Raw genomic sequence first — 19,810 nt, 5'->3', positions numbered from 1 at the left:
CATGGACTGCCTGATGCTGCGGTAACAATGGATTGGAGCAGACGGCATGTTCAAATCAGTGAAAGTACGTGACTACATGCATACCGAACCAGTGACATTCTCTCCGCATATGGATCTGTTCAAGGCAATCGACCTGTTGGTGGCGCACCGCATTTCCGGGGCGCCGGTAATAGATGAGCAGGGTTATCTGGTTGGGGTTCTTTCGGAAAGCGACTGTCTGCGGGGTATCCTCAGTGGCAGCTATTTCGAAGAGGCCTGCGGTTCGGTCGGCGCATTCATGAGCGAGGTGGTTGAAACCATCGATGCCGATGCTGACATACTCAAGGCTGCGGCGCATTTCGTGGAGCGTGGCCGACGGCGCCTGCCGGTGATGGAGTATGGCCGCCTGGTCGGGCAGATCAGCCGGCAGGATCTGCTGCGGGCACTGAAAAGTTTCAACGAGCACGGCGCACCGAAGAAAGGTTGATGCTTTCTTCCGGCCAGGTGCTGACGCGGCGGCAAATGAAACGGGAACAGACCCAGGGGAATAGGGAACGATGGAAACCTACCTGCAGTTGGGGAGCGCCGGCGGCCGGTTGATCGGCCAGCCGCTGCGCATGTGCAATCGCCACGGCCTGATCGCTGGCGCCACCGGCACCGGCAAGACCGTCACACTGCAGGTCCTGGCGGAAAGCTTTGCCAACGCTGGCGTGCCGGTGTTCGCCGCCGATATCAAGGGCGACCTGTCCGGGGTGGCGGTAGCGGCCACCGCATCGGAGGCTATCGACAGGCGTCTGGCACAGATGCCTGAATTGGCCTGGCAGCCGGGCGCGGTGCCGGTGGTGTTCTGGGACATTCTTGGTGATCGGGGCCACCCGTTGCGTACCACCATCAGCGAGATGGGCCCTTTGCTGTTGGCCAGCCTGCTTGACCTGAACGATAACCAACTGGCTGCGCTGTATGGCATTTTTGCCTGGGCGGATCAGCAGGGGTTGTTGTTGCTGGACCTCAAGGATCTGCATGCGCTGATGGACTGGCTGCTGGCGCATCCCCAGGAACTGGCCAGCGTCAGCGGTGGTATTGCCGCAGCGAGTATCCAGGCCATCCAGCGCCGGCTGGTGATCCTACAACAGCAGGGCGCCGAGCGCCTGTTCGGTGAGCCGGCGCTGCAACTGGCCGACCTGATGCAGCGGGACCTGTCCGGTCGGGCCTATATCCATCTGCTGGAGGCGGGCAAGCTGATCCAGGAGTCGCCCCGGGTCTATGCCTGCTTCCTGCTATGGCTGCTGTCGGAACTGCATGAGCAGTTGCCGGAGCAGGGCGATGCGGACAAGCCCAGGCTGGTGTTGTTCTTCGATGAGGCGCATCTGCTGTTCGAGCGTACGCCCAAGGCGCTGCACGAGCGCATCGAGCAGGTGGTGCGGTTGATTCGTTCCAAGGGCGTGGGCGTCTTCTTCGTCACCCAATCCCCTGGCGATCTGCCTGATCCGGTGCTGGCCCAGCTTGGACTGCGCATTCAGCATGCATTGCGCGCCTACACACCGAAGGAGCAGAAGGCGCTGAAGGCGGTGGCCGATGGTTTTCGCAGCAATCCAGCCTTTGACACCCGTGAGGTCCTGACCGAACTGGCAGTGGGCGAAGCCCTGGTCAGTGTCCTGGATGAGAAGGGGCGTCCCGCGGTGGTAGAACGAACGCTTATCGCACCGCCCCGGTCGCGTATCGGTGTGCTGTCCGAGGGCGAGCGCAGCGGATTGTTCCAGGCTTCGCCATTGGCCGGGCGTTACGAGCGGGGCATCGATCGCGAGTCGGCCTACGAGATACTGGCGCAGCGGGCCCAGCAGGCGGCTCGGGCAGCACAGCCGGAGACTGACAGCAAGGGAGGTGCAGGTGGCGGCCGCAAGACAGCTTCCGGCAAGAGTGTGACTGATGGTCTGATCAATACCACGGTGCGGTCGGCGGTGCAGACCCTGGCGCGGCAGATCGGTCGGGAGCTGGCGCGGGGCCTGCTGGGATCACTCACCGGCCGCAAGTGACAGCCGGGCGGTATGGGTTCAGCCGTTACCGCTATCCCATAACGCAACAACCGCACCCAGGGGTGCGGTTGTTGTTTACAGCCTGCCGGCGGGATCAGGCGCTGGCCTTTTCCTGCTCGGCTTCGGCTTCGCTCTCGGTCGAGGTGCGGATCAGGTGATCGAAGGCCGCCAACGAAGCAGTTGCGCCGGCGCCCATGGCGATGACGATCTGCTTGAACGGCACAGTGGTCACGTCTCCAGCGGCGAATACGCCGGGCACCGAGGTGGCGCCGCGGGCGTCGATCTCGATCTCACCGAAGCGGGTCAGGTTGACCTCGCTGTCCTTCAGCCAGTCGGTGTTGGGTACCAGGCCGATCTGCACGAAGATACCGGCTACATCCACATTGGCGCTTTCACCGGATACCCGGTCAGTGTAGGTCAGACCTACTACCTTGTTGCCGTCACCGCGTACTTCCGTGGTGGCTGCGTTCATGATGATGTTGACGTTCGACAGCGAACGGGCCTTGCGTTGCAGTACCTCGTCGGCACGCAGGGTATCACTGAACTCCAGCACGGTAACGTGCTCGACGATACCCGCCAGGTCAATGGCTGCCTCGATGCCGGAGTTGCCGCCACCGATCACTGCGACGCGCTTGCCCTTGAACAGCGGGCCGTCACAATGCGGACAGTAGGCGACGCCCTTGCCGCGGTATTCCTGCTCGCCCGGTACGTTCATTTCCCTCCAGCGGGCGCCAGTGGCCAGAATCACCGAACGGCTGCGCAGGGTAGCGCCACTTTCCAGGGCGATCTCGACCAGGCCGTTGCTGGACAGCTTGCTGGCGGTTTGCTCGGTGATCACATCCACGTCGTACTCCTTGACGTGCTGCTCCAGGCTGCCTACCAGTTTCGGGCCTTCGGTGTAGGGCACGGAAATGAAGTTCTCGATGCCCACGGTGTCCATTACCTGGCCACCGAAACGATCGGCAACCAGACCGGTGCGGATGCCCTTGCGGGCGGCGTAGATGGCTGCTGCGGCACCGGCCGGGCCACCGCCGACGATCAATACTTCGTAGGGCGCTTTCTCGTTCAGTTCGGCGGCCTTGCGCTGCGCTGCGCCGGAGTCGACCTTGTTGACGATCTCGGCCAGGGTCATGCGGCCCTGCCCGAAGTGTTCACCATTGAGGAACACTGTCGGTACGGCCATGATCTGGCGGCTCTCGACCTCATCCTGGAACAGTGCGCCGTCGATCATCACATGGGTGATGTTCGGGTTCAGTGTGGCCATCAGGTTCAGGGCCTGCACTACGTCCGGGCAGTTCTGACAGGACAGGGAGATATAGGTCTCGAAGTGAAACTTGCCTTCGAGATTGCGGATCTGCTCGAGCAGCGCCGGGTCAGCCTTGGACGGGTGACCGCCGGCCTGCAGCAGAGCCAGAACCAGGGAAGTGAACTCGTGGCCCATCGGGATGCCGGCAAAGCGCACGCGGGGGCTCTGGCCGGCTTCGGCCACGCCCATGCTCGGGGTACGCTGGTTCTCTACGGCGACCAGACCGATCTTGCTCGACATCTCGGCGATTTCGACCGCCAGTTCATGCAATTCTTTGCCCTTGGGGCTGTCATCGACGGACACGCTGAGCTCAATCGGCTTAACGATGTTCTGCAGGTACGTGTCCAGTTGCTTCTTCAGATTGGCGTCCAACATAAGTGCGTGTCCTGTAAAAGTGGTGAATTTTGGGTAAAAAAAACCCGGCCCGCCAACCGGGCGCAAAGCGCCGCGGCGGGCCGGGTTGTCAGTCGGGCTTAGATCTTGCCGACCAGGTCCAGCGAGGGAGCCAGAGTGGCTTCGCCTTCTTCCCACTTGGCTGGGCAGACTTCACCCGGGTGGGCGGCTACGTACTGGGCAGCCTTGATCTTGCGCAGCAGGTCGGCAGCGTTACGGCCAATGCCTTCAGCGGTGATTTCAACAGCCTGGATGACGCCTTCGGGGTCAACGATGAAAGTACCGCGGTTAGCCAGACCTTCGGCTTCACGCAGGATTTCGAAGTTGCGGCTGATCTGCATGGTCGGGTCGCCGATCATGGTGTACTTGATCTTGCCGATGGTCTCGGAGCTGTCGTGCCATGCTTTGTGGGTGAAGTGGGTGTCAGTGGAGACGGAGTAGACTTCCACGCCCAGCTTCTGCAGCTCTTCGTAATGGTCGGCAACGTCACCCAGTTCGGTCGGGCAAACGAAGGTGAAGTCAGCCGGATAGAAGAAGAATACGGCCCACTTGCCTTTTACGTCAGTGTCGGAGACCTGGATGAACTCACCGTTCTTGAACGCCTGAGCGGTGAACGGCTTGATTTCGGTGTTGATAACGGACATTGAAGACTCCTTGTTGAGCTTTGTGTCTTGGGGGTTGGAAACAGGACGTATAGTAGAACCGTCTGATGGATATTAAAAATAAATTTAGTCTAAGCGGCGGATAGCTTTTGTCTATATCTGATCTGTATGGGAGCAATTCAAGTAAAATCAATAAAATTGATTTGGATCAATTTTTTCATTCACTGGGTGAATGGTATGGATTCAGCTCTTCATACAAGATAGCCAGAATCTTAACGCAGACCTAGCCTTGAAGGTAAGCCCGCAACATGTCGGTTGAATGAATGCGGATACCTTTTCGAGGAGATGACAGATGGACTTTGCCTATAGCGCCAAAACCGAAGCTCTGCGCCAGCAGGTGCGGAATTTTCTCGACCAGCACATCGTACCGCGTCTTGGGCAGTGGCAACAGGAGGTGGCTGCCGACAGTTTCCCGGTGTCCTTCATGGCGGACCTCAAGGCACTGGCCAGGTCAGAGGGGTTGTGGAATCTGTTTTTACCGTCACTGCGGGCCGATGAGCCGGGGCAGGGCCTGAGCAATCTCGAGTACGCACCGCTGGCGGAAATCATGGGGCGCGTCAGCTGGGCCTCGGAGGTATTCAACTGCAATGCGCCAGACACCGGCAATATGGAATTGCTGCACATGTTCGCCAGCGAGCAGCAGCGCCAGCGCTGGCTCGACCCACTGCTCAATGGCGATATCCGTTCGGCCTTCGCCATGACCGAGCCGGATGTGGCCTCTTCGGATGCCAGCAACATCCAGACCCTGATCCGCCGTGAAGGCGATGAGTATGTGATCAACGGGCGCAAGTGGTTCATCACCAATGCTTCGCATCCCGACTGCGCTTTTCTGATCGTGATGGGCAAGACCGATCCCGACGGCGAGCCACGCCGCCAGCAGAGTATGGTCATCGTGCCCTTCGATACGCCCGGTGTGGAGTTGGTGCGCAATATTCCGGTGATGCATCACATCGCCCCCGAAGGGCACAGCGAGCTGGTGCTGCGTAACGTTCGAGTGCCGGTGAGCAATCTGCTGGGCAGCGAGGGCGACGGTTTCATGATGGCCCAGGCGCGGTTGGGACCGGGCCGAGTGCACCATTGCATGCGCGCCATCGGTATGGCCGAGCTGGCGCTGGAGCTGATGATCGACCGTGCCCAGGAACGCAAGACCTTCGGGCGTTACCTGCACCAGCATGGCAGTATCTCGGAGTGGATCGCCCGTTCCCGGATGGAAATCGAGCAGGCCCGGCTGCTGGTGCTGAAAACCGCCTGGATGATCGACAATGTCGGGGCCCGCGGGGCGCGCAAGGAAATCGCCATGATCAAGGCGGTGGTGCCCGGCATGTTGAACAAGGTGGTGGACCGGGCCATGCAGGTGTTCGGTGCCATGGGCCTGACCCCCGATACGCCCCTGGCCGATCTGTGGATCAGCTCGCGCTGCCTGCGCATCGCGGACGGGCCGGACGAGGTACACCTGCGCAGTATCGCCCGACTGGAGATCGGTGATGCCCACGAGCGCCGTGGCAGCAGCAGCGACTACCTGACCCCGCCGGATGTGCTGCGGCCTCACTGACACGCAGGAGCGAAACCCCGGGGTGTGTCATACATTGAGCAGGGGCTCGACAACCCGGTATGGAAGTTGGGGTGTAGCGCGCCTGCGCTACGCCGCTGGCTGCCAGGGGGCGCAGTCGTCGAACTGAGGCTCGACAACCCGGACTGCATGGGCCTTGACCTTGATCAATGACCTTTTCCGCCCACTGGCGCACAGTCCCTGGCTGACATCGATCACAGGGAGTTTCCATGCAACTGGTCTGTCCCGCAGGCAGTCTGCCTGCCCTCAAGGCGGCGGTACGCCAAGGTGCGGATGCCATCTACACCGGTTTTCGCGACGATACCAACGCCCGCCATTTCGCCGGACTCAATTTCACCGATAAACAGCTGGAAAGCGGTCTGGAGCTGATCCGCCGGGAAGGGCGGCAGCTGTATATCGCCGTCAATACCTATGCGCTGCCCGATGGCTGGGCGCGCTGGAAGCGCGCCGTCGACCGCGCCGCCGAGCTGGGCGCCGATGCACTGATCGCCGGCGATCCCGGCGTGCTGGCCTATGCCAGCAAGCACCACCCGAAGCTGTCCCTGCACCTGTCGGTGCAGGGCTCGGCCACCAATGCCGCGGCACTGCGCTTCTATCACGAGCAGTACGGCATCCGGCGCACGGTATTGCCGCGTGTGCTGTCGCTCAATCAGGTGCGCCAGGTGGCAGCGTCCAGCCCGGTGCCGGTGGAGGTATTCGCCTTCGGCAGCCTGTGCATCATGGCCGAGGGCCGCTGTCATCTGTCCTCCTATGTCACCGGCGAGTCGCCGAACCTGTGCGGGGTCTGTTCGCCGGCCAGTGCGGTGCGCTGGAGCGAGGGCGCCGATGGCCTCAGTTCGCGGCTCAACGATGTGTTGATCGACCGCTACGCCGAAGGTGAGGCGGCAGGCTACCCGACCCTGTGCAAGGGCCGCTTCATGGTGCATGGCAAGCGCTTTCACGCGCTGGAGGAGCCGACCAGCCTGAATACCATGGACCTGATTCCGCAACTCACCGAGATCGGCGTGGAGGCGGTCAAGATCGAGGGCCGCCAGCGCAGCCCGGCCTATGTCGAGCAGGTTGCCGGGGTCTGGCGCAAGGCGCTGGACAGCTACAAGGCCAACCCGCAACGCTTCACCGTACAGGATAGCTGGCGCCGGGTACTGGACACCGTGTCCGAGGGCAGCCAGACCACCCTGGGCGCCTATCACCGCGCCTGGCAGTAGGAGAAAGATGATGAAATTGACCCTGGGGCCGATCCTGTTCTACTGGCAGCGCCAGCAGATCATGGACTTCTATGCCGACATGGCGGAACAGCCGCTGGAGGTGATCTATCTGGGCGAGACCGTCTGCTCCAAGCGTCGCGCGCTGTCGCTGGATGACTGGATTGGTCTGGCCCAGGATGTACGCAGTGCCTGCGATGCGGAAGTGGTACTGTCGGGCCTGACCCTGATCGAGGCGGCCTCCGAGCTGTCCAGCCTGCGCCGATTGTGCGAGAACGGCGAGATCAAGGTCGAGGCCAACGACATGGCCGCGGTGCAGTTTCTCAGCAGCCGCGGAGTGGAGTTCGTCGGCGGGCCGGCCCTGAATATCTACAACGCCTACGCGCTGCATGAACTGGTCAGTCGCGGGATGTCGCGCTGGGTGCCACCGGTGGAATGCTCAGCGGACCTGCTCGCGGCGCTGATGGAGCAGGCGCGGGAGGCGGATGTGCCGTTGCCGGAAATCGAGGTCTTCGCCTGGGGGCACCTGCCGCTGGCCTATTCGGCGCGCTGCTTCACTGCCCGGGCGGAGAACCTGCCCAAGGATGACTGCGGTTTCATCTGCCAGAACTACCCCGAGGGTATTCCCATGACCACCCAGGAAGGCCAGGTGCTGTTTACCCTCAATGGTATCCAGACCATGTCCGGCGGCATCAGCAACCTGCTGGCCGAGCATCCGCGCATGGCACGCATGGGCATCGATGCCCTGCGCCTGAGCCCGCGGGCCGGGAACATGGGTGAGATAGTGCAATTGTTCGATAAGGTGCGTCGTGGCGGCCATCCGCCGCTGGCGGTGGATGGCTGCAATGGTTATTGGCATGGCCAACCGGGCATGCTGACGGTTGAGGAGGTGGGGTTATGCTGAATATCGGCAATCTGGTTCTGCGCGCCGGTGGTCCACTACTGCCGCTGGGTCGGCATGTACCTTTCATGCTGCAGAAGCTGGTTATCGAGAAGGCCATGGCGCGGCTGTTCGCCGAGCCGTTGCAGGACGGCGAATTCGATGTGTTGCAGGGGCGCTGGCTGCGTATCGAGGTCAGCGACCTGGGCATGGCCTGGAGCCTGACGCGGGATGCGCTGGGGCTGCGTTTGGCCAAGGACTCGCCGGTGGATGTGTGCATTCGCGGTAACTGGAAGGAGTTCCTGTTGCTGGCCAGCCGACAGGAAGACCCCGATACCCTGTTCTTCAGGCGCCGCCTGGTGATCGAAGGGGATACCGACCTGGGGTTGGCGATCAAGAATCTGGTCGACAGTCTGGATTCGGACCTGATGCCGCCGCGCCTGTGGCAACTGATCAGTTGGCTGGGGGCGGCGGCGAAGGAGCCACACAGGGCGCCAGCTCACCCGGTATGAACCTCTGAATACGTCGTCACTGCGAGGAGCAGGGGGGGCGGCCATCCGCCGACGTGGCAATCCACAGGCTCGGAGCTGCCGGCCAGCCCTGGATTGCCGCGCCCTACGGGCTCGCAATGACGGTGTTTTGACTTGTTCAGAGGTTTCCTGGGAGCCGTGGAAGGCCGGGTTCCATCCCGGCCAGCGGTGTTTCAGGTCAGCCCGGTCACATATTGAACAGCGCGGTCATCCCGACCACCAGCAGCAACCAGCCGCTGACGATCCAGCGCAGCCACTGCGGCGCGCGACGCAAACCCATGAACTGGTCGATCAACCACTGGCCCTTGACGAAGGTCAGCGCCAGTACGCAGCCCACTACCCAGCTCCCGGCAAAGTTGTGTCCCAGCAGCCAGGCAGCGACGGTCAGCAACAGCAGGCCGAACAGGCCGATTTCCAATGCGCAGCGTTTCATCAGCAGCCTCCTCAGGGCAACACATATAGCAGGGGGAACAGCACCAGCCAGACCAGGTCGACCATGTGCCAGTAACTGGCGGCCGACTCGCTGGCCATCCTGGCTTTTTCCTGGTTGGCGTAGTGTCCCTTGTGGCAGCGCCAGGCGACCACCAGCAGGATGAGCATGCCGATCAGTACATGGGCCATGTGGAAAAAGGTGGTGAAAAAGTAGAAGAAATAGAAGGTGCTGCTGCGCAGATTGTAGCCATCAGCGAACAGCATGCTGTACTCGGTGACCTTGACGCCGACGTACAGCAGGCCGCAGGCCGAGGCCAGGATGAAACCCCAGACCAGCGCCTTGCGGTTGCCGGCCTGCGCCTGGTGTACCGCGTTGGCGGCGAAGTAGCTGCCGGTCAGCAGAAAGACCGTATTGATCAGCCCAGCCTCCGGGTGCAGGGTGGCGATGCCGGCGCTGAACAGCTCGCTCCAGTGACCGCGAGCGAAGGCCATGCTGCCCAGCAGCAACAGGAAGGCCAGCAGCTCGGCGAGGATGAAACACCACATGGCCAGGTCACCGGGCAGTTGGCGCGGTTGCTCCAGGCTTTTGGTGTCGTCCAGTACGGATTCGGGACTGTGCATCAGGTGGTTCTCCCGGTCAGCAGCAGATAGAGTTTCGGCAGCAGGCCAGGCAGTTCGGCGGCCTGGCGGATCAACTGGTAGCGCTGCTGGCCGAACAGGTAGGGCAGGTAGTCGGCGGCCTGCTGGTCGATCGTCACGCAGAACGGCTGGATGCCGGCCTGCCGTGCTTCCAGCAATGCCTGACGGGTATCCTCCATGCCGTAGCGACCCTCGTAGACATCCAGGTCGTTGGGTTTGCCGTCGGTCAGCAGCAGCAACAGGCGCTGCTCGGCGGGCTTGTCCTTGAGCACTTCGGTGGCCTGACGGATGGCGCCCCCCATGCGTGTGTAGTAACCCGGCTTGAGCGCCTTGATGCGTCCATGAATGGCATTGCCCCAGGGCTCGGCGAAGTTCTTGATCAGATTGAAACGCACATGATCCCGGCGTCTCGAGGAAAAGCCGTACATGGCGAAGTCATCCTGGCCGGCGTCCAGCGCCTCGCCCAGCAGGTGCAGGCTGTCGCGGATCACATCGATCACCTGATGCTGGTTGTCGGCCCAGGCCTCGGTGGACAACGACAGGTCGGCGAGCACCAGGCACGCCAGGTCACGATGACGGGCGGTCTCGCGGCGCCATAGGGCCGGTTGCGAGGTGGCGCAGCCGCGGCGCAGGTCGGCGGCGTGATGCAGGCAGGCATCCAGGTCCAGCAGGGTGCCGCTGGCCTGGCGCTTCTGCCATACCCGTTGCGGCTGCAGGCCCTGGAAGCGCTGGCGTAGGTTACTGGCCAGGGACCGCAGGCGCTCGGGCAGCGGCGCTGGCTCGGCATCCCGTGGCAACATGGGAATGACCCGGCAATGATTGCTCCTTAGCTGCTGCTTCTTCCAATCCCACTCGGGGAACAGGCAGCCATCGCTCAGCGGAATGTCATCCTCCGAGGCGGAGGGCAGGTCCATGTCCAGCTTGATGCGCGAGGCGCTGGTACTGGGGTTGCGCGACAGGGTCAGGTAATCCAGATCTTCGGCGATGCGTTCGGCATCCTCATCGTCCTGGTCATCTTCGCAGCGGTCCACTGGTACAAACTCCGACCAGGAGAACAGGCTTTCCAGGCGGAAGATCATCAGTCCGTTGCGCTTGTTCGGATCATCCACATAACGACCCTGCTTACGCTGTTTGCTCTGCCGGACCTTACCGCCGCCATGGCCTTCAGCGTCCGCGTCGCTGTCATTGGCCGCCGCCAGCGTCAGGGGCTGCTCCGGCAGAGGATACAGCCACAAGGGCACCGGCCAGGGCTCGGCGGATGCATCGGGCCACTCACGGAGGCTGCCTGGATCGAGCAGGGCAGCCTGCAGGCACGCTTCCTGTTGCGCCTGGGCCGGTGGCAGCTTGCGCTGGCGGCGGATATCCACCAGGCAGCGGGCCAGGGTCCGATACAGATCGTACAGGCCGGGAAAGGCATCCAGCGTTCTCACTACCAGTTGCTGGTTGTCCTGCAACCAGTCGCCGGAACTGTCTTCGCCAGCCTGACTGGCCATGGCTGCGAGCCACAGATACAGGTCGCGGTTCATTGCCTGCTCGGGAAACACCTCCAGGCTGTGCGGTACCCGCAGGGCCTCGGCCTCGCGCCAGGCCAGCGTATGGCGGCGACCGGTGCCGGCCAGGCGGTGGGCCAGGGGGCGCCAGGTGTTGAGGCTGCGCTCGGTGCTGGCCTTGATGGTCAGGCCGGGGTCGCCACTCAGGGCGCGGAAGACCATGGCCAGGCGTGGACCTTCGTCTTCCAGCCGGACCCGCGCCTGGGGGAAACCATCCCCGGCCAGGCGGGTGATCAACCGGTGCCAGCGAATGCCTACGGCTTCTTCCATTGCATTGCGCTCCGTGGTCAGGGTCGGTTCTGGCTGTAAGGGCCAGAACCGGAGAAAGGGTGCTGCTGGGCGGAATCCGCGCAGCAGCGGGCAGAGAAGGGGTGTCGAGATTACTCCCGACACCGGGTTTGCTTCAGGAAGCTATCATCAGCTCTGGAGATTCCTCGCGGGTGGCGCGCGCCACAACGAAGCTGTACAGATACATGCCCAGGCCGACGGCAAAGCCGACACCCGCCAACAGGCGCATCCAGTACACATGCATGATGGCGTCCTGAGTCTGCATGTAGCCGAGCGCGCCGGCGTCAGAAGGCAGACGTTGCAGCTCGATCTGAATCCAGCCAGCCCAGGTCAGCAGCAAGGTGATTGCCAGCATGCTGATGCTCATCACCCAGCACGACCAGATCTCCATGCGTTGCGCCTGCAGACTGTTGCACTCACGGCCATGCAACTTCGGCCAGGCGTAGGAGATGATCGCCATGGCAATCATCGCGTAGGCACCGAAGAACGCGAGGTGACCGTGGGCAGCCGTGAGCTGAGTGCCGTGGGTGTAGTAGTTCACCGGAGCCAGGGTATGCAGGAAGCCCCACACGCCGGCACCGAGGAACGCCATGATGGTGCAACCCACTGCCCAGGTGACGGCAGCCTTGTTCGGGTGCTCACGACGACGCTGCTTGAGCATGCTGAGGGCGAACAGCACCATGAGGAAGAAGGGCAGCGGTTCGATGGCGGAGAAGATCGAACCGATCCACAGCCAGTACTCGGGTGCACCGATGAAGAAATAGTGGTGACCGGTACCCAGGATGCCGGAGATCAGCGCCATGGCAATGATCAGGTACAGCCATTTTTCTACCACTTCACGGTCGACCCCGGTGGTCTTGATCAGGATGAAGGCCAGAATTGCACCCAGGATCAGTTCCCATACGCCTTCAACCCACAGGTGTACAACCCACCACCAGAAGTACTTGTCCATGACCAGCGACACGGGGTTATAAAAGGCGAACATCCAGAATACCGCCAGGCCGATCAGGCCGGTGATCAGCACCATGTTGATGACGGTCTTGCGACCCTTGAGCACTGTCATCAGGATGTTGAAGATGAAGCCTACACATACCAGGGCAATACCTATCTTGGTGATGGTCGGCTGTTCGAGGAACTCCCGGCCCATGGTCGGGAAGTAATCGTTACCGGTCAGTTCCGCCAGTCGTGCGTAGGGCACCAGCAGGTAGCCAAGGATGGTGAGTACGCCAGCTATGGCAAAGATCCAGAACAGCGCGTAGCCCAGTTTTGGGCTCCATAGCTCGGTTTGCGTTTCCTCCGGGATCAGGTAGTAGGTGGCACCCATGAAGGCGAACAGCAACCAGACCACCAGCAGGTTGGTGTGTACCATACGGGCCACGTTGAAGGGGATTTCCGGAAACAGGAAGTCGCCGATGATGTACTGCGTGCCGAGGATCAGACCGAACAGGATCTGACCGACGAACAAGAGCATGGCAAAGGCAAAGTAGGGTTTTGCCACCGCCTGTGAAGCGTATTTCATGATGTGATTCCTTATGCTGTCAGAGTCGGGTCGGTCGTACTCAGCCTTCCTTGTTCGGCGGCCAGTTGTTGGTATCGATGCGCGACGACCAGATCAGGAACTGCGCCATGGCATCGAGCTCTTCATCTGTCAGGTTGAATTGCGGCATCTGCCGACGGCCTTCCACACCGGTGGGCATGGCCTTCATCCAGGCCCCGAAGTAGGCCTTGAAGGCGGCTTCGTTACCCATGCCACGACGGTCGAACACGTTGCCCAGCTCTGGTGCGAAGTAGGCACCTTCGCCCATGAGCGAGTGGCAACCCACGCAGTTGTTTTTCTCCCACAGGTGTTTGCCGTGGGCGACTTCGGCGGTGAGTTGGTCGCGGTTTTCCCGTTCCGGAATTGCCGTGACCGTATCGACCGTCAGGCCAATGAACAGCAGCATGAAAAACATGCCGCCACCGTAGTAGATATTGCGGGCCATGCCCTTGGTAAAGCGCTCCGACATGTTGATCTCCTCAGGTTGTGCGGAAGCATGCTCGCCGGTCAGGCGAATCTTCTGTTGGCTTGTTGTTGTCCGGGTTCGGCAAAGTGCGCTCTGACTACATCCATGATCGCCGCCTGGGCGACCGGCTCGTCGGTAAGCGGTTGTGCCATGCAGGCTTCGCAGGCCTGGCGCGGGTCCATGCCGGCGGCGATCAGGCGGCCGGTATGGATCAGCAGGCGGGTCGAGGGGGCCTCTTCCAGGTCGTGCTGGCCAAGGTGGCGCAGGGCGTTGCCCAGGCTGACCAGGTGGCCGGCGTTGACCGGATCGAGACCGGACTCATGCTGCACAATACGGGTTTCCACCGCGGCCTCGGGATAGTCGAAGGCCATGGCCACGAAACGTTGGCGGGTGCTGGGCTTGAGGCCTTTGAGCAGGTTGCGATAGCCAGGGTTGTAGGAAACCACCAGCATGAACCCCGGCGCGGCCTGCAGTTCCTCGCCGGTGGCTTCCAGCGGCAGGATGCGCCGATCATCCGCCAGCGGGTGCAGTACCACGGTGATGTCCTTGCGTGCTTCGATGACCTCGTCCAGATAACAGATGGCACCCTCGCGGACCGCGCGAGTCAGCGGGCCGTCCTGCCAGAAGGTGCCTTGGCTGCCGATCAGGTGGCGGCCGACCAGATCGGCGGTGGTCAGGTCGTCATGGCAGGCAACGGTGTACAGCTTGCGCCCGAGGCGCTGGGCCATGTGCTGGATGAAGCGCGTCTTGCCACAGCCGGTCGGTCCCTTGATGAGGACCGGCATGCCGAAGCGGTCGGCCTGCTCGAAGAGTTCAACCTCGGCACCACTGGCATGGTAGAAAAGCCCACCTTGCTGTTGCGGATGAAGGTCTAACCGGGGTGCGTTCATTGGTGCTTCCTTGATAGTTGCGTTCGCTGTTTCTCTATCAAGGAACGTGCCAATTATTAACTTATTGATTTTAATGGGTTATTTTTAATATTGGTTGAAATTACCGTGACTGGTGTAGGTTAAAAAAACCGATAATGGTTGTTTTTACCTGATTTTGGGTGCGATGGTATGTCGCACCCAGTCTGGTGCGTCAGCATGACGCATATCCGCTTGACAGAGGTCAAGCACTCCGCTTCCCAGACGCTCCATCATGCTGATATGTCATGAGGAGCGATCAGGATGAAAGCCAGGATTTTCATCGGCGGGTTGTCACTGCTGAGCCTGTCGGTAGCGCAAGCGGCGCTGGACGGCCCGTCCGTACGCCTGGCCGATACCGTGATTACGGGTACGGGCTTTGAGGTAGCCAGCCTCATGAGCCCCGGCTCCGTTACGCGTATTGGTGAAGATGATCTTCGCCGCCGTAGCCTGGCGGATGTCGCTGATCTGTTCCGTGATATCCCCGGCGTGGTGCTGTCCGACTCGGATACCCCCGGCATGAAGCGTATTTCGATTCGTGGCGAAAGTTCACGGCGGGTGACCATTCGTATTGATGGCCAGACCGTGACTGACCATACCGATTACGGTACGCCCCTGTTGATCGACCCTGCAATGATCGAACGGGTTGAGGTGGTGCGTGGTCCGGCGTCGGTGATCAACGGCTCGAACGCCATCGGTGGGGTGGTCAATATCATTACCCGGCGTGGTAGCGATGTACCTCTGGAAAGCTACGTTGGCGGTGGCTATTACTCCGCCACCCAGGGCTACCGCAGCAATGCCGGCCTGTCCGGCAGCAGCGGCGGCTTCGACTACCGTCTGGGCCTGTCACGCAGTGAGCACGGCGATCGGCGCACCCGGGGGCATGGCGAACTGGACAACTCCGCCTATGACAATCAGTCGGCGGCGCTGCACCTGGGATATCGCCGGGATAATCACTATGTGGCGTTCAAGGCTGAGCGCTTCGACCTGAGTGCCGGCAGCTGGGTGGAGCCCCAGCCGGGTTCCGAGTTCAATCTGGACTTTCCCAAGCGTGATCAGCGCCACTATGCGTTGTTCTATGAGGCAACCGACCTGAATCCCGTGGTGAAGAAGCTGTCCGCCAATGCCTATCGGCGGACGGTGGACCGGGACTTCAATAACAATGTCCTGACACGGGTGCTGCCGGTAACGGTGATGGTCGATAACAATTCGCTGGATGAGCAGCTCACCCGCGGGTTGGGGTTACAGGCCGAGCTGGAGCTGTTCAGCGAGCAGACCACGCTGATTGGTCTGGAATACATGGATGACGAGCTGGACAGTGACAAGTTCGGCAGTACCACACGGATCACGCCGGCAGGCACCGTCGTTACCCCTGCTTCGGCGAGCCAGAAAGCCGATCAGCAGACACTCTCGGCCTTCGCCCAGCAGGAGTGGCAGTTTGCCGAAAGCTGGACCGCCTATCTGGGTGGCCGCTATTACCGGGTTGAATCGGAGCTGGCGCGCAGCACCGAGCGAACAGCGGTCGACAGTGCTGATGAGCGAGTGCTTGGCTCGTTAGGGATAGTCTACAGTCCGGCGCCACATTGGGCGCTGCGAGCCAATCTGGCTCAGGGTTACTCCTACCCGACGCTGGCCCAGCTGTACTCAGTGTCCCCGGCGAGGGAACGCATCTTCTACGGTAATCCCGACCTCAAGCCCGAGCGTGCGCGGGTCGTGGAGCTGGGCTGGCGTTATGAAGTGCCATTGGTGACCACCGATGTGGTGCTGTTTCACACCATCGCGAAGGATTACATCGACCGTCAGCGGATTGGAGCCACCCCGGATGGCTACCTGCCGCCCGGCAACTCCGCTCTTGAACAGTGGCAATACACCAACGTCAACGAAGCCAACACCACCGGCCTGGAGGTGTCCCTCGAGTGGCGCCCGGACTGGCTGGTCCAGCCCCACGCTGCGCTCAGCCTGAGCCGTCGTGAGTTTGACTATGGCAATGGTTATTCCACCCGGGACAGCGGCTTGCCCGCCGCAATGGGCACCCTGGGGCTGCGCTCCTATGCGCAACTTGGCCAGGTGAGCAATGAATTCGACTTCTTTGTACGCACCGCCAGCGGCGCCGAGCGCAAGGGAGCGGATCGTAGCGTCGAGGACCGCGAGGGCGGCTACGCCACCCTCAACCTGGCCTGGACGCTCGACTATCAGGAGCGGGTCGGTGTCCGGCTGCTGCTGGGCAATCTGCTCAACCGTTCCTACCGGCCTCTGGATGAGCTGCCCGGACTGAAACGCCACATCGATACGGAGATAACACTGACCTTCTGACCCACTGCTGTACCTGATGAGCCGATTACATTGTCGAGGAAAGGACCAGACCATGAAAATGACCAAACCGTTGACCGCCGCAATCAGTATCCTGGCGCTGACGATCACCGCCTCCGCGCTGGCACAGGGCTCGGACCCGGAGAAGGCCGCCGCCGCCTACCAGGGTGAAGCCTCCGCCGTTGATCCATCCCTGGCCAGGGTGATGCGTACCCCGGGTGCGCCCGACCTGAGCGAAGCCGAGTTCGACAAGGCCAAGGAAATCTACTTCCAGCGCTGCGCCGGTTGCCATGGCGTGCTGCGCAAGGGCGCCACCGGCAAGCCGCTGACCCCGGATATCACCCAGGAGCGCGGCCAGGCCTACCTGGAAGCACTGATTGCCTACGGCTCGCCCGCCGGCATGCCGAACTGGGGAACCTCCGGCGAACTCACGCCCGAGGAGATCACCCTGATGGCCAACTACATCCAGCATGAGCCGCCGACGCCGCCGGAGTGGGGCATGCAGGCGATGCGTGACAGCTGGACCGTGCTGGTCAAGCCCGAAGACCGGCCGAGCAAGCAGATGAACAAACTGGATCTGCCCAACCTGTTCTCGGTGACCTTGCGTGACGACGGCAAGATCGCGCTGATCGACGGCAACAGCAAGAAGATCGTCAAGACCATCGACACCGGTTATGCGGTGCACATCTCGCGCATGTCCGCCTCCGGGCGCTACCTGCTGGTGATCGGCCGTGACGCCAAGATCGACATGATCGACCTGTGGGCGAAGGAGCCGATCAAGGTGGCCGAGATCAAGGTAGGTATCGAGGCGCGTTCGGTGGAGACCTCCAAGTTCGAAGGCTTCGAGGACAAGTATGTGGTCGCCGGTGATTACTGGCCGCCGCAATACGTGATCATGGATGGCGAGACGCTGGAGCCGCTGAAGATCATGTCGACCCGAGGCATGACCGTTGATGAGCAGGAGTACCACCCGGAGCCGCGTGTCGCGGCGATCATCGCCTCGCACGCGCATCCGGAGTTCATCGTCAACGTCAAGGAAACCGGCCAGGTGCTGCTGGTCAACTACGAGGACCTGGACAACCTGACCGTGACCAGCATCGGTACCGCGCAGTTCCTGCACGATGGCGGCTGGGACAGCTCGCACCGCTACTTCATGACCGCAGCGAACAACTCGGACAAGGTGGTGGTGATCGACTCGAAGGAACGCAAGCTGGCGGCGATTGTCGATGTGGGCAAGATCCCGCACCCGGGGCGTGGTGCCAACTTCGTGCATCCCCAGTTCGGTCCGGTCTGGGGCACCAGTCACCTGGGTGACGATACCATCTCGTTGATCGGTACCGATCCGGTGAACCATCCCGAGCATGCCTGGAAGGTGGTGTCGACGCTGAAAGGGCAGGGTGGTGGTTCGTTGTTCATCAAGACCCACCCGAAATCCACCAACCTGTATGTGGATACCACCTTCAACCCGAGCGCCGATATCGCCCAGTCGGCGGCGGTATTCGATATCAACAACCTGGATGGAGGCTACAAGGTCCTGCCGATCGCCGAGTGGTCCGGCATCGAGGGTGGTTCGCGCCGTGTGGTGCAGCCTGAATACAACGAGGCGGGCGATGAAGTCTGGTTCTCGGTGTGGAGTGGCCAAGACGAGGAATCCGCCATCGTGGTGGTAGACGACAAGACCCTGGAGTTGAAGAAGGTGATTCGTGACAAGCGCTTGATCACGCCAACCGGCAAATTCAACGTCCACAACACTCAGCACGACGTGTATTGAGCTGGATCAACGGGAGCGCCAGGCGCTCCCATTCATTCAATGACAAGCCCGGGCCCTTTGGTCCGGGCTTTTTTCATGATGACTGTTTAGCTGTAGGGTGTGAATTGCACCGGAGATGCGGGTTCTGCCAACTGGCGCACATCCAGCCGAGCATGATTCTGTGACAATGCCTGCCCATCACATGGGGCAACCGGTTACTGGTTGCCCTTGGCGAAAGTAGATGAGGACAGCGGATGTTTGCCCCGGCCAATCAAGCCCATTTCACCCTGAGCCTGCACGGCCTCGAGCACGACTTCAAGGTACTGGCCTTCCAGGCCCGCGAGGCGATCAGCCATTGCTATCGCATCGAACTGCAACTGGTCAGTGAACAGCCCGACCTGGACCTGGAAAGCCTGCTGCACCACACCGCCTGGCTCGACCTGGGCAACGGCACCGGCCTGCACGGCCTGATCCACCACGCCGCCATCGGCGAATCCGGCAAGCGCCTGACCCGTTACCGCCTGGAGCTGGTTCCCCAGCTGCAGTACCTCGACCTGCGACACAACCAGCGTATCTTCCAGCACCTCAGTGTGCCGCAGATCATCGCCCGCGTGCTCGACGACCACGGCATCCAGTCCGATGCCTTCCTGTTCCAGCTCGGCAGCGACTATCCTGAGCGTGACTACTGCACCCAGTACGATGAGACCGACCTGCACTTTATCCAGCGCCTATGCGAGGAAGAGGGCATTCACTATCACTTCCGTCATGCCCCCGAAGGTCACCTGCTGGTCTTCGGCGATGACCAGACCGGCTTTCCGCGTCTCGACCCGACGGGCTTCGATCAGGGCAACGGCCTGGTCGCCGACGAGCCGGTGGTCAAGCGCTTCGGCGTACGCCTGGAAGCCCGCACCAGCCGCGTCACCCGCCGCGACTACGACCACGACAAAGCCCGCCTGCTGCTGGAAAGCGAGGCCCGCAGCGAGCAGTTGCCGGACCTGGAAGACTACGACTACCCCGGCCAGTTCACCGACCGCACCCGCGGCAAGCACCTGGCCCGCCGTCATCTGGAACGCCACCGCAGCGACTACCGCCTGGCCCACGGCCACAGCGACCAACCCATCCTGCGCAGCGGCCACTTCCTGGAACTGCAAGGCCACCCCTGTAGCCAATGGAACGACCTGTGGCTACTCACCGAAATCCACCACCAGGGCAAACAACCCCAGGTGCTCGAAGAGTCCATCACCGATCCATCAGGCACCAATACCTCAAGAGCGCACATTCTAACCCCCTCTCCCCTTGCGGGAGAGGGCTGGGGAGAGGGGGAAACCGACAACAACTTCACCCAAGGCTACCGCAACCACTTCACCGCCACCCCCTG

The 19,810-nt window shown here is 61.7% G+C and carries 17 protein-coding genes; 9 read left to right on the top strand and 8 right to left on the bottom strand.

The window, feature by feature from the left end; genetic code table 11:
- Positions 1–46 precede the first annotated feature (46 nt).
- Positions 47–466 carry a CBS domain-containing protein gene (locus tag CQ007_RS02640; protein WP_105643385.1) on the top strand — a complete coding sequence of 140 codons (420 nt, stop codon included), beginning with the start codon at positions 47–49 and terminating at the stop codon, positions 464–466.
- A 70-nt stretch (positions 467–536) separates the two neighbouring features.
- A complete protein-coding gene (locus tag CQ007_RS02635) occupies positions 537–2,012 on the top strand; it encodes a helicase HerA-like domain-containing protein (RefSeq protein ID WP_105643384.1) in 1,476 nt (491 codons plus the stop codon).
- Positions 2,013–2,106: 94 nt separating this feature from the next.
- Here CQ007_RS02635 and ahpF read toward each other — a convergent pair whose 3' ends face one another.
- The gene (gene ahpF / locus CQ007_RS02630) at positions 2,107–3,693 is read right to left on the bottom strand and encodes an alkyl hydroperoxide reductase subunit F (protein ID WP_105643383.1); all 1,587 of its coding nucleotides are present in this window, start codon (positions 3,691–3,693) and stop codon (positions 2,107–2,109) included.
- Between the two features lie 98 nt (positions 3,694–3,791).
- Positions 3,792–4,355: an alkyl hydroperoxide reductase subunit C gene (gene ahpC / locus CQ007_RS02625; protein WP_105643382.1), complete on the bottom strand. Its 564-nt coding sequence runs from the start codon at positions 4,353–4,355 to the stop codon at positions 3,792–3,794.
- A 310-nt stretch (positions 4,356–4,665) separates the two neighbouring features.
- On the opposite strand from ahpC, the gene CQ007_RS02620 reads away from it, so the two are divergent.
- From CQ007_RS02620 to CQ007_RS02605, 4 genes are all read left to right on the top strand, one after another.
- Entirely contained in the window at positions 4,666–5,925 is a 1,260-nt protein-coding gene (locus CQ007_RS02620) for an acyl-CoA dehydrogenase family protein (protein WP_105643381.1), read from the top strand.
- Positions 5,926–6,152: 227 nt separating this feature from the next.
- Complete coding sequence (locus tag CQ007_RS02615; protein WP_105643380.1) at positions 6,153–7,148, top strand: peptidase U32 family protein; 996 nt, start codon at positions 6,153–6,155, stop codon at positions 7,146–7,148.
- Positions 7,149–7,158: 10 nt separating this feature from the next.
- Positions 7,159–8,049 (top strand): U32 family peptidase, encoded by an 891-nt coding sequence (locus CQ007_RS02610; protein WP_105643379.1) that lies wholly within the window; start codon positions 7,159–7,161, stop codon positions 8,047–8,049.
- Positions 8,043–8,537 (top strand): SCP2 domain-containing protein, encoded by a 495-nt coding sequence (locus CQ007_RS02605; protein ID WP_105643378.1) that lies wholly within the window; start codon positions 8,043–8,045, stop codon positions 8,535–8,537. Before CQ007_RS02610 ends, CQ007_RS02605 begins: the two co-directional genes overlap by 7 nt.
- Before the next feature lie 205 nt (positions 8,538–8,742).
- Here the strand turns inward: CQ007_RS02605 and CQ007_RS02600 are convergent, their stop codons facing one another.
- The 6 genes from CQ007_RS02600 to CQ007_RS02575 form a co-directional block, all read right to left on the bottom strand.
- Entirely contained in the window at positions 8,743–8,988 is a 246-nt protein-coding gene (locus CQ007_RS02600) for a cytochrome C oxidase subunit IV family protein (RefSeq protein ID WP_105643377.1), read from the bottom strand.
- Between the two features lie 11 nt (positions 8,989–8,999).
- Entirely contained in the window at positions 9,000–9,608 is a 609-nt protein-coding gene (locus CQ007_RS02595) for a cytochrome c oxidase subunit 3 (RefSeq protein ID WP_105643376.1), read from the bottom strand.
- Positions 9,608–11,446: a nitric oxide reductase activation protein NorD gene (locus tag CQ007_RS02590; RefSeq protein WP_105643375.1), complete on the bottom strand. Its 1,839-nt coding sequence runs from the start codon at positions 11,444–11,446 to the stop codon at positions 9,608–9,610. Before CQ007_RS02590 ends, CQ007_RS02595 begins: the two co-directional genes overlap by 1 nt.
- A 133-nt stretch (positions 11,447–11,579) precedes the next feature.
- Positions 11,580–12,983, bottom strand: coding sequence for a cbb3-type cytochrome c oxidase subunit I (locus tag CQ007_RS02585; protein ID WP_105643374.1), 1,404 nt, complete (start codon positions 12,981–12,983; stop codon positions 11,580–11,582).
- A gap of 40 nt (positions 12,984–13,023) precedes the next feature.
- Positions 13,024–13,470, bottom strand: a complete 447-nt coding sequence (locus CQ007_RS02580) for a cytochrome c (protein WP_105643373.1) — start codon at positions 13,468–13,470, stop codon at positions 13,024–13,026.
- Between the two features lie 38 nt (positions 13,471–13,508).
- Positions 13,509–14,357 carry a CbbQ/NirQ/NorQ/GpvN family protein gene (locus CQ007_RS02575; RefSeq protein WP_105643372.1) on the bottom strand — a complete coding sequence of 283 codons (849 nt, stop codon included), beginning with the start codon at positions 14,355–14,357 and terminating at the stop codon, positions 13,509–13,511.
- 279 nt (positions 14,358–14,636) lie between these two features.
- Between CQ007_RS02575 and CQ007_RS02570 the strand changes: the two genes are divergently transcribed.
- The 3 genes from CQ007_RS02570 to tssI all read left to right on the top strand — a co-directional run.
- Positions 14,637–16,685, top strand: coding sequence for a TonB-dependent siderophore receptor (locus CQ007_RS02570; RefSeq protein ID WP_105643371.1), 2,049 nt, complete (start codon positions 14,637–14,639; stop codon positions 16,683–16,685).
- 52 nt (positions 16,686–16,737) lie between these two features.
- On the top strand, positions 16,738–18,453 hold the full coding sequence (locus tag CQ007_RS02565) for a nitrite reductase (protein ID WP_105643370.1): 1,716 nt from the start codon (positions 16,738–16,740) through the stop codon (positions 18,451–18,453).
- A gap of 233 nt (positions 18,454–18,686) precedes the next feature.
- Positions 18,687–19,810 (top strand): type VI secretion system tip protein TssI/VgrG (gene tssI, locus CQ007_RS02560; RefSeq protein WP_146114531.1); only part of this gene is annotated, 1,124 nt, incomplete at its 3' end.

The organism is Pseudomonas sp. MYb185, assembly GCF_002979975.1.
Taxonomy (GTDB): domain Bacteria; phylum Pseudomonadota; class Gammaproteobacteria; order Pseudomonadales; family Pseudomonadaceae; genus Halopseudomonas.
The sequence above is the reverse complement of the archived record's forward strand: the minus strand, read 5'-3'. Positions and strand labels throughout refer to the sequence as shown.

What these genes read in the sequence shown, in the direction of transcription:
- CQ007_RS02590 (WP_105643375.1), bottom strand. Translation starts at nt 11,446, where the DNA reads ATGGAAGAAGCCGTAGGCATTCGCTGGCACCGGTTGATCACCCGCCTG.
- CQ007_RS02580 (WP_105643373.1), bottom strand. Translation starts at nt 13,470, where the DNA reads ATGTCGGAGCGCTTTACCAAGGGCATGGCCCGCAATATCTACTACGGT.
- CQ007_RS02610 (WP_105643379.1), top strand. Translation starts at nt 7,159, where the DNA reads ATGAAATTGACCCTGGGGCCGATCCTGTTCTACTGGCAGCGCCAGCAG.
- CQ007_RS02620 (WP_105643381.1), top strand. Translation starts at nt 4,666, where the DNA reads ATGGACTTTGCCTATAGCGCCAAAACCGAAGCTCTGCGCCAGCAGGTG.
- ahpF (WP_105643383.1), bottom strand. Translation starts at nt 3,693, where the DNA reads ATGTTGGACGCCAATCTGAAGAAGCAACTGGACACGTACCTGCAGAAC.
- CQ007_RS02635 (WP_105643384.1), top strand. Translation starts at nt 537, where the DNA reads ATGGAAACCTACCTGCAGTTGGGGAGCGCCGGCGGCCGGTTGATCGGC.
- ahpC (WP_105643382.1), bottom strand. Translation starts at nt 4,355, where the DNA reads ATGTCCGTTATCAACACCGAAATCAAGCCGTTCACCGCTCAGGCGTTC.
- CQ007_RS02570 (WP_105643371.1), top strand. Translation starts at nt 14,637, where the DNA reads ATGAAAGCCAGGATTTTCATCGGCGGGTTGTCACTGCTGAGCCTGTCG.
- CQ007_RS02565 (WP_105643370.1), top strand. Translation starts at nt 16,738, where the DNA reads ATGAAAATGACCAAACCGTTGACCGCCGCAATCAGTATCCTGGCGCTG.
- CQ007_RS02615 (WP_105643380.1), top strand. Translation starts at nt 6,153, where the DNA reads ATGCAACTGGTCTGTCCCGCAGGCAGTCTGCCTGCCCTCAAGGCGGCG.
- CQ007_RS02640 (WP_105643385.1), top strand. Translation starts at nt 47, where the DNA reads ATGTTCAAATCAGTGAAAGTACGTGACTACATGCATACCGAACCAGTG.
- CQ007_RS02585 (WP_105643374.1), bottom strand. Translation starts at nt 12,983, where the DNA reads ATGAAATACGCTTCACAGGCGGTGGCAAAACCCTACTTTGCCTTTGCC.
- CQ007_RS02605 (WP_105643378.1), top strand. Translation starts at nt 8,043, where the DNA reads ATGCTGAATATCGGCAATCTGGTTCTGCGCGCCGGTGGTCCACTACTG.
- CQ007_RS02575 (WP_105643372.1), bottom strand. Translation starts at nt 14,357, where the DNA reads ATGAACGCACCCCGGTTAGACCTTCATCCGCAACAGCAAGGTGGGCTT.
- CQ007_RS02600 (WP_105643377.1), bottom strand. Translation starts at nt 8,988, where the DNA reads ATGAAACGCTGCGCATTGGAAATCGGCCTGTTCGGCCTGCTGTTGCTG.
- CQ007_RS02595 (WP_105643376.1), bottom strand. Translation starts at nt 9,608, where the DNA reads ATGCACAGTCCCGAATCCGTACTGGACGACACCAAAAGCCTGGAGCAA.